Origin of the sequence: Atopobacter phocae ATCC BAA-285, assembly GCF_000526675.1 — a bacterium.
In the GTDB taxonomy this organism is placed as follows: Bacteria; Bacillota; Bacilli; order Lactobacillales; family Aerococcaceae; genus Atopobacter; species Atopobacter phocae.
The window spans coordinates 1-7,912 of the sequence record NZ_JAGN01000055.1 but is presented as its reverse complement, the minus strand read 5'-3'; the positions used below and the strand labels follow the sequence as shown (position 1 = coordinate 7,912).

Genomic DNA, 7,912 nt, shown 5'->3' with positions numbered 1-7,912 from the left:
GACTATATCGATCAAAGGAAATATACAAAAGCCTGTGAGACTTTAGATAATGGCTTCGAAGATGCCTTTCAATACACAGTAATTGGTAAAGGTCACAATCGATTAAAAAGCACCAATCTTCTTGAGCGATTGAACCAAGAAGTGCGCCGAAGAGAAAAGATTATTCGTATTTTCCCCAATCGTGCGTCAGCCAATCGGTTAATTGGCGCTGTCCTGATGGACACACATGACGAATGGCTCAGTTCTACAAGAAAGTATATCAAGTTTAACCAGTAAGAGAGTATAGAACATTGTATAGTATTTTACACAAGATTATGGACTTGACTGATTTAACTGTTTTCAAAAGTCATAAAATATTATTTTAACCTCTAAAACCGATAATTTAATTGGAATTAAATTCGTATGATGAATACTTTCAAAACCATTCAGTCGCCTATTTTATCCTCTGATTTATCAAAAAAGAGGCGAAGTAATCGTTTGATTACTTCACCTACTCATTAGCCCTATTTGACAAAAAGACAAAAGAATACACCATAATAGTACGTTCTCAAAATTACATATTGAATATTTCTTAACACTTATCTTCACGCTTCCAAAAGAAAGCTCTGTCTAAAATTATTGCGACTAAATAAAGCGGCTCTCTCATAACAAAACATTCATATAGCCAGCCCATCTTACCTACAATAAGGAAATACTCTGATTAAAAAGGTCTTTTTGTACTTCCGTTAACGTATGACTAATGGTCCATTAAAAACTAATTACTAACCGTATGATCAACGAAAAATCATAATTCTTTTTATGATCTAGTCCATTCATTGAGCTTATTGATGTCGAGGTCATTTTAATAGTAAATTTTATCCCAGTTGATAACTATTTTTAGTTTAAGGATGATTTATATCAATTTTTAACCCGGTTCAAAGTATCCTAACTTTTCAGCTTTGAAAACAGCCTCTTGTCTATTAGCAGCTGAAAGTTTAGACAGAATATGATTCATATGATTTGAAAAAGTTCTTTTACTAATAAAAAGCTTTTGACAAATTACATCAACAGAATTTCCTTCTTTAATATACTGTAATATCTCAACTTCTCTATCTGATAATCGATCGATTGATCCATCTTCTTGTTTTATATGTGTAAAATGTGACTTTCCCATTTTCAACTTTTTAATAATCGATATTAATTTTTCGGGCTCAATACTCTTATCTACAAATCCGCTTGCTCCAATTTCTATCGCCTGTTGTTCATATATATATTTAGCGTATCCTGTTAATATCAAAATCACACACTCTGGATCCTTAATTAGGATTTCTTCTGCCAATGCTAATCCATGTGATTTGTATAAAGTAGACAAATTAATATCCATTAAAATCACATCATACTTTTCACTAAGTGGAAAATCTAATGAATTAATATTGGAAACTATTTCGGCTTTTTCAATAGCTTGATCTAATTCTAAAATCATTTTAATGCTTTTCGCAAATAATTGATGATCATCAATTAATAAAATCTTCATAACAAAACTCCTTTTCAATTGGAAGTTTTAAAATGACATTAAATTTATTTGCATCTTCCTTGATTGTCATCTCTCCTCCTAATACTTGAAGACGTTTGTTTATAAAATCTAATCCATGTCCGCTACTTTCAACAAGTTGTTCTTTTATCAAAATATCATTATTTATTATTAAATTAATCATTTGATTTTTAAAAATTACTTTCAAGCTAATATTATTTTTTCCATACTTACAAGCATTGATCAGTAATTCTTCTAAAAAACGATACATCAATAAATCATAAGGTCTTGGTAAATATAATTCACTCGGTAAATCTACTTCTAAACTTCCATTAAATGCTTGATTTGTTTTAACTCTGTTTATTAGTCTCTTGTAATTGTCTATTAATGTAAGTTTTTTATCTAAAGCAGGTTGATAACTATCTAATGTTACACGTATAGAATGGATCATATCTTGACTTATTGATAGAATTTCATTTCTAAAATCTACTTGATCACTATATGATGACAAATTTTTTATAGCGATAACATTTTGCAATATCTCATTGTGTAAATACTCTGAAAACACTTGCTTATTTAATTCATCTTCTAACAATTCCTTAACAATCGTATTTTTTCTCATAAGAATAGCTTTTAATTGCTTATTCTCTTCATCATATTTAGGACTTTCTAAAAAATATACCACTTCCAATCCAACTAAAGATAGCAGCAATGCCATGCCATTAATTAAAATGTAATTGGATTGATTGTCAAATTGTAGTATCACCGACATGCATATAATCACCACGAATATAGTCACCATAATTTTTATAGCCAATTGAATATAGATTTCTTTAATTCGACTTATCTTTCTCTGCATGATATCAATTATTATTTTAAAGTGGAGAATAAGCATTAAAATACAAAGACTTAAAAACCAAGCTAACGGTGGAAAACTCGTCCAAAATATTACAATCAATAATGCTAATGATAATAATGTAAATATCTTCAATCGATTCCTAACCGATTTTGATAAATGTCTAATTTCTTTTTTATACATAAAAAGAAGTATTATTGGAGAAAGTAAAATAAACGAACTAGTAAAAAGTGTAAATAGTGGATTAGAACTTAAAATTGATACGACTGAACTCAACAGCACTAATCCACCGACCACTTGAAATAACTCTTTAAATATACTTTCCTGTCCAATGGTTATCAGCGAAACAGAACTAAATACTAAAAGAAATAATCCTATTGGAGTTAACGAATTTAGGAAAAGTTGATAACTATCACTTGAAGAAATGGATGACAAAAATTGCCAACTTACTGCAACTATCGTCGCACTCAGATATGATAACAATCTTTTATTTTCGCTCCTAATAAACGACACTACGTATAAAGTTATTTGTAGAAAAAAAACACAGAGCAAGATTACTAAATTTTTGCTTTCATATAAGCTTGAATTAGTTATTTTCCACATATAAAGTCCTATTAATAAATGATGGAAAATAGCCATTATTATCCCAATATATAATCCCTTGATTTTATTAATAATTTTTTCCACTTATAACACCTATTTTTTCCTTTTTTTCAAAAAATAAATAAGGCCTATTATAGCAACAAATGATATAACTACTGGCAAATAAAAAGACAACGTTTCTTTTAAAATTTCAAATAACATATCGTTTCCCTTCCTTTATTCTATTATTTTTTTACAAAGCATATTTGTAAAAATTAAATAAATGCTAAAAACACTAAAGACAAACATAAGATATTCAAATCTCATTACAACAACTGTATTCATAAAATTAGCAAAAAAGGCAATACATACCTTTGCAAATATTATACCCAAAGGAATCGCAAGTATACATGGAATCATAAAATGAATAAAATTTCCTTCATAAATAATTCTTTTGATTTTATTATTAGGGGTTCCAAGCAATGATAAACTATTGTAATTATTTTTACTATCTATGCTTGCTGTTGAAGCCTGTATTGATAATACGCTTAATGAAATTATTAGGAATATAATTCCAATAAAGATTAACACGAATACCAACACACCCATAAAGCCTGTATACATCGATGTTAATCGACTTGACGACTGATATTTGTATTCATAGTGAACTTCATTATTAACATTAACAGTGTACTTTTCAATCCATTCATCTAAAAATTTATCAAATGTTAGCCGATCGGTCGATTCACTGTAATCACCTATCAAAACGCTAGAATCAACTTTTAATCCTTCCACATATTTATCAGGTAAAATAAATGTTCCTCTATCATTATTACCAACTGAAGTCATATAATATACTTCAGACCTTAAACTATCCTTAGATAAATGTAACTTTTTCTGATTCACAATAATAGTTGGATTACTTTTAATATAATCCTTCACCATTTCTATTGTTCCCTTATAGTTAGCATTTATTATAAACTCATTGTCTCTTAGGTCTACAGTTTTCTTTCCTTGCATTTCAAGAATCTTATTATAGTCTGATAATTTAAGAATCAAAACCGGAAAATTGATTAAAGCTTTATCATGTTGCCATAGCTTTTCTCGATTTAATAATATGTCATATAAAAATGGCGCATTGTATATATTAAACTGATAAGTATCTCTTAGTTTATCTTTATCAAGTCCTTCCATTTCCATTACCTTAAGAATATCTACTTCTTCTTGTTGATAGAAGGGTAAATCATATCCTTTAGATATCGTAAAATCGAAAGGTGTACTCTCAGCAATATTATCCTTCATTGTTGAATAGGCACTTCCACCTAGCAACACAATTGTAAAGACTAAAGTTAAGCACATCGATAAAACTGCCAATGCAATTGAATTTTTATTTGCTTGACAACTGAGCTGTCTCACTTTAAACGTTCGGTATCCTTTATAATAAAAATGTTTATTATTTTGATAGATGCTTAAAATCGTTTGATTTAATGTTATAAAGAATGCAATTGTCACCGCTGAAAAAGTCGGAACGATTACATAATACCATTTTTTCAATAATAAAATATTGTGTGGTTCTCTTAGAATATAAGCAACCCATATAAAAAACATCACAGAAAAAATAAATATGACAAGCTTTAACTGAGGATATTTATTTAAGATGGATTTATTTTCAATATTCATTTCTTGTAACAATGATATAATTCGTTTTTTTCTAAAACGTATAATAATCAACATTAAAATCAGAACCTCACTTAGCAAGTAAGTTATTCCCAAAATTATTAATGAATATTTATCAATAAAAAAATATCCAATATGTTCATTTACAATAAATATCTTGCCTGCCATATAGGATAACCCTAACAGCAAAAATTGTCCCATCACAGAGCCTATTACTAACGCTCCTAAGCTTATCAATGATGTTTCACCAAATATAATTAATCCGATTTTACTATTCTTCAATCCTAAAGAAGCATATAATCCCAGTTCTCTTTTCCTTCTTTGTAAAACAAAATTTGTAGCATATATTATTAAAAACGAAACAGCCAGGCTAACAATAAAAGAAAACAACCCCATATATTGACTCATTATTTTCAACATCGTATCCTGTATTATTTCATTCCCACTCATAATCGGATGATTAGGAATTGCATTAAAGCCATATAAAATACAATATATTAAACTTAATGTAAGGAAATAAATCGTATATGTCTGTATATTTCGATTTACATTTCTAATAATCAACTTAATCAACATATTTCATCAACTCCTATCTTATTGCCATATATATTTCAGAAAGAAACTCATCTCGATTATTCCCTTGGTAACTAATTTCCTTTTGAATTTTACCATCTTTTAAAATCAGAATTCTTTTGGCATATTTTGCTACATTAGGATCGTGCGTTACCATAATAATTGTTAACTTCATCATTTCATTTACTTCAGAAAATAATTTAAGTAAGTTTTCTGAGTTATTTGTATCAAGCGCTCCAGTTGGTTCATCTGCAATCAAAATACTCGTATTATCAATCATCGCACGTGCAATGGCAACCCGCTGTCTTTGACCACCTGATAATTTATCTGGAAACTGATTAACTAACTGCTCTATCGATAATTTTTTTAGTACTTCATCAATTTTTTTAATATAATCCAATACTCTTTTACCTTGTATCTGAAGTGGAAGAATTACATTTTCATACACCGTAAGCGTATCAACTAAATTGTACGATTGGAAAATATATGATATATTCTTTGAACGATACACTGACAACTCGTTTTCACTAGCAGAAACTAAATCAAAATTTTCAAATTTTATTTCACCACTTGTAGGTTTATCTATTGTGGATATACAGTTCAAAAGAGTTGTTTTTCCGCTTCCGCTCGCTCCCATAATTGCAAGAAATTCGCCTTTTTCCACTTCAAAATTGACATTTGAAAGTGCAAAAATGCTATTACCTTTATCGCCGAATTCTTTACTAACATTACGAATCGTTAATTGTGCCATGTTATCACTCCTTTTTTATTGTAATTTTAATCTATCAAAACCACATCCATACGTAATGAGTATTTTGTGCACATTTTATCAGAGATTGAACTTATTAATTCTCAATCGCTCCATGTCTTCTATTGAATATTTAGCTGTCTTATCAAGTTGAATCCATTATTCGATTGACCGATACGTCTTTATTTTAGGTACAAAAAAAGACGATAGAATGTCATTCCTATCGTCATACTCCTAAATAAATTAAATTTTTCTCTATAAATTACCATATAAAATTGCTGCCATTCATAGCAGCCGTCTTATTCTGACTCATTAATATTTTTGTTTTTCTTGATAATTCAGTCTAAAACACTTTTATATTAGCCTATTCTCTGAAGTATTATAAAGATCATTAGCTTCTTAGTTAGACTTTTAGTTCTTTAATAAAACTTATTTAATATATCTTTTCAAAAACTTCACACATCATTGGTGCTTGCTCATAAAAAGTTTTTCCAAACTGTTTATATTCATTTTCGAAGAATTGATCATGCACTTTTTTCCAATGCCATTTGCTTAGTATCACCGAAGCTCCATGCTTCATATTTTACTTTATCATTAATTTGTTTTTCATGACAAAATTTCTTCCAATATTCTTTTATAACATCGCTCATTTTACTTGTCCATTCCTTTAACTATCATTGTAACTACTGTACTTTAGACTTTTAGTGTTATTTTCGTTATCAGCATAAATTTCAAAACCTATTGAAATCCGTTTATATAATATCTAAGCTAATGAAGTAAGCTATTAAACGAAGAATTCCTGATTACCTGTAAGTCAGTCAACAATCATTAACTCAAATTTTTATTACGAGTGTTCCTTCGTGATTATGTGAGTAATGGCTTGATGCTTAGCGTAAAGATAATCTTTCATAAAGGTCGGAAATGCTTTATATTCATTCAGTTTTTCTATTGGTAACCAATACATATTCTCTTTTACCCCTTGTGTATAACTAGTGATATTAAGCTGCTGAGTTCCTCTTGGTTTCATTAAATAATAAAATGCGATTTCATGGCAATCTAGCCCTTGTAGCGAGCCTGTAGACTCACTAAAAAAATTTTCATGAATGATTGCTAGACGATCAATCTCATAATGAACACCGGTTTCTTCAAATACTTCTCTTAAAACAGCTTCTTCCGATGTTTCTCCCACATGTACGCCTCCACCAATTGAGTAGTAATAGTCGTCTTTCTCGTTTCCAGCAAAAAGGACACAATCATTTTCAATGATAATGGCCGCTGCACGATATCTAAATCGTTTATTATCTTTAATGAATCCGCAATCGTATGGCATCTTATCTCCCCCTCTTCATCTTTTTATTAGCTTATTAATTATAACGGAACCTTATTTCACTTTAAATGGATTTTAAGCAGTAATGGTCGAATGATCGTACAAACTTTCATTTTTATTTCACTCTACAATAAATTACATCATTTCTCTTTGATTTAATGTATCTTATTTACTTTTGTATTATTAATAAATAATTTAATATCAATATTTATTTAACGATACTCATTCTTCAATCGATAATCTTTTATAAGAGTTATTAAAAACGTTTATAAGTTACGCGTTCGCTTCTATATATTTTAGTCAAGTCCATAATCTTGTGTAAAAGTTTCTAGTACAATGTTCTATACTCTCTTACTGGTTAAACTTGATATACTTTCTTTTAGAACTGATCCATTCGTCATGCGTGTCCATCAGGACAGCACCAATTAAACGATTGGCTGACACACGATTGGGGAAAATACGAATAATCTTTTCTCTTCGGCGTACTTCTTGGTTCAATCGTTCAAGAAGATTAGTACTTTTTAAACGATTGTGACTCTTATCCATTACTGTGTATTGGAAGGCATCTTCGAAGCCATTATCTAAAGTCTCACAGGCTTTTGCATAGTTCCTTTGATTGATATAGTTAGTAATCAGTCG

General features: G+C 29.3%; 7 protein-coding genes. 1 reads left to right on the top strand and 6 read right to left on the bottom strand.

Annotation, left to right across the window (positions count from 1 at the left end; genetic code table 11):
• Nucleotides 1-276: IS256 family transposase (locus tag L866_RS0107675; protein WP_025730740.1), on the top strand; the 276-nt coding region annotated here is incomplete at its 5' end.
• Between the two features lie 628 nt (nucleotides 277-904).
• On the opposite strand, the gene L866_RS0107670 is transcribed toward L866_RS0107675, so the two are convergent.
• The 6 genes from L866_RS0107670 to L866_RS0107635 all read right to left on the bottom strand — a co-directional run.
• Nucleotides 905-1,513, bottom strand: a complete 609-nt coding sequence (locus L866_RS0107670; RefSeq protein ID WP_025730738.1) for a response regulator transcription factor — start codon at nucleotides 1,511-1,513, stop codon at nucleotides 905-907.
• A complete protein-coding gene (locus L866_RS09140) occupies nucleotides 1,494-3,053 on the bottom strand; it encodes a sensor histidine kinase (protein WP_025730736.1) in 1,560 nt (519 codons plus the stop codon). Before L866_RS09140 ends, L866_RS0107670 begins: the two co-directional genes overlap by 20 nt.
• Before the next feature lie 132 nt (nucleotides 3,054-3,185).
• Nucleotides 3,186-5,201: an ABC transporter permease gene (locus L866_RS0107655; protein ID WP_025730734.1), complete on the bottom strand. Its 2,016-nt coding sequence runs from the start codon at nucleotides 5,199-5,201 to the stop codon at nucleotides 3,186-3,188.
• Nucleotides 5,202-5,214: 13 nt separating this feature from the next.
• A complete protein-coding gene (locus tag L866_RS0107650) occupies nucleotides 5,215-5,949 on the bottom strand; it encodes an ABC transporter ATP-binding protein (RefSeq protein WP_025730732.1) in 735 nt (244 codons plus the stop codon).
• 841 nt (nucleotides 5,950-6,790) lie between these two features.
• Nucleotides 6,791-7,276 (bottom strand): NUDIX hydrolase, encoded by a 486-nt coding sequence (locus L866_RS0107640; RefSeq protein WP_025730730.1) that lies wholly within the window; start codon nucleotides 7,274-7,276, stop codon nucleotides 6,791-6,793.
• 348 nt (nucleotides 7,277-7,624) lie between these two features.
• Nucleotides 7,625-7,912: IS256 family transposase (locus L866_RS0107635; RefSeq protein ID WP_025730728.1), on the bottom strand; the 288-nt coding region annotated here is incomplete at its 5' end.